This window comes from Streptomyces sp., from assembly GCF_031178505.1.
GTDB classification, from domain to species: Bacteria; Actinomycetota; Actinomycetes; order Streptomycetales; family Streptomycetaceae; genus Streptomyces; species Streptomyces gulbargensis.
The window spans coordinates 1-1,586 of record NZ_JAPSIW010001050.1; the positions used below are offsets into that span (position 1 = coordinate 1).

Consider the following 1,586-nt stretch of genomic DNA (forward strand, 5'->3'; position numbering starts at 1 on the left):
CGGCGGACGCGGTGCGCGGCGGCGCTCCGGACACCCCGGTGGCCGCCGGCAGCGACCGTACGGCGGACGTGCGTTGATTCCGGCGGGCCCGCGTGGTGTACTCCGGAGCGTGACCGACACCGATGTGCGCCTGTGGCGGAGGGTTCATATGGACCTTCTGCGGTACGCGGGCTGCGTGTGTCGTCCGTCCTGCTGATCCCGCCGTTTTCCCGCGCGCGCCCTGCCGCCTTCCCGTCCTGACGCCTGCCCGGCCGTCCCCGGCTTCGTCCTTGCCGACGCCCGGGCCGCTTCGGACGGTGCCGTGCCGGCGCGCGTCCCTTCGCGCTTCCCAGGACGGTCCTCCGTGTCACAGTCTTCTTCCCTGCCCCCGCACGTCCCGGCGCCCTCGCCCGGTGCCGTTCCCGAACTCCCCGCCACCCGGGGCCCATCCGCCGGCGTCGGCGCTTCCTCCGGTGCTCCCACCGCGGCCGATCTCCTCGACTTCGTGCGCCGCACCGCCGCCGACCGCGCGCTCGTGGCCTCCCTGCCGCTCGACCCGGAGGGCCGTACCTGGGTACGGCTCGACGGCCCCGGCGGCAGTGAGGCGTGGCTCATCGGCTGGCCGCCCGGCACGGGGACCGGCTGGCACGACCACGCCGAGTCGGTCGGCGCCTTCGCCACGGCGGCCGGCACTCTGACCGAGCACGCGCTGGCGGTCCGGCTTCCGGCACGCGGCTGGAGGACGCTGGAACTGGCCGAGGGCGTCGACCGCTCGCGGCGTCTCCCGGCTGGTGAGGGCCGCGCCTTCGGCCGTCACCATGTGCACGAGGTGCTCAACGAGTCCGCCGACACCCACGCGGTGTCGGTGCACGCCTACTACCCGCCGCTGCCCCTGATCCGGCGCTTCAGCCGGACCGGCGCGGTGCTCCGCCTGGAGCAGGTCGAGCGCCCGGAGGACTGGCAGTGAGCACGACGACGAGGAGGGGCGGTCCGGTGGCCGGGGAACGGACGGACGGCGGCAGGGTGAACGCGGGCGCGCCGGTGGGGATCGACGAGTTGCTGGAGCGGGTCCGGTCGGGCCTCGACCGGATCGAGCCGCGCGCCGCCTACGAGGCGTACCGGGCGGGGGACGCGCTCCTGGTGGACACGCGCTACGCCGCGCTGCGCGAGCGGGACGGTCTGATCCCGGGGGCGCTGGTCGTGGAGCGCAACGAGCTGGAGTGGCGGCTGGACCCCCTGGGCAGCCACCGCGCGGCCGAGGCGGTCGGCCACGACCTGCGGGTGGTGGTCCTGTGCAACGAGGGCTACGCCTCCTCCCTGGCGGCCGAGTCCCTCCGCCGCCTGGGGCTCCACCGGGCCACCGACCTCATCGGCGGCTTCCAGGCCTGGAAGGCGGCGGGCCTCCCGGTCCTACGGCCGGCCGGAGGTCACTGAGGGACAGGGGCCCGGGGGACCGGGAAACGCCGAGGTGCCGGGGGTGGGGACGGTCGGGCGCCCGAGGAGGCGTGATTCGCGGCCCCGAGGACTTGACGGGTCAGAAGGGCTCGTCGAGGCCCTCCGTGTCCTCGCCCTCGGCCTCCAGGGCCTGGCGGACCACGCGGAGCGCC

The 1,586-nt window shown here is 75.8% G+C and carries 3 protein-coding genes and 1 pseudogene; 3 read left to right on the top strand and 1 reads right to left on the bottom strand.

All coding sequences use genetic code 11. The features are described 5' to 3' along the window. Window positions 1–124: 124 nt before the first annotated feature. From RIF68_RS36625 to RIF68_RS36120, 3 genes are all read left to right on the top strand, one after another. Window positions 125–196: a putative leader peptide gene (locus RIF68_RS36625; protein WP_310851512.1), complete on the top strand. Its 72-nt coding sequence runs from the start codon at window positions 125–127 to the stop codon at window positions 194–196. A gap of 147 nt (window positions 197–343) precedes the next feature. Continuing rightward, window positions 344–946, top strand: a complete 603-nt coding sequence (locus RIF68_RS36115; protein WP_309055895.1) for a cysteine dioxygenase — start codon at window positions 344–346, stop codon at window positions 944–946. 26 nt (window positions 947–972) lie between these two features. Next, the gene (locus RIF68_RS36120; protein ID WP_309055897.1) at window positions 973–1,413 is read left to right on the top strand and encodes a rhodanese-like domain-containing protein; all 441 of its coding nucleotides are present in this window, start codon (window positions 973–975) and stop codon (window positions 1,411–1,413) included. Window positions 1,414–1,513: 100 nt separating this feature from the next. On the opposite strand, the pseudogene RIF68_RS36125 reads toward RIF68_RS36120, so the two are convergent. Then, window positions 1,514–1,586 (bottom strand): annotated as a pseudogene (locus tag RIF68_RS36125) (recombination regulator RecX); the annotation flags it as partial.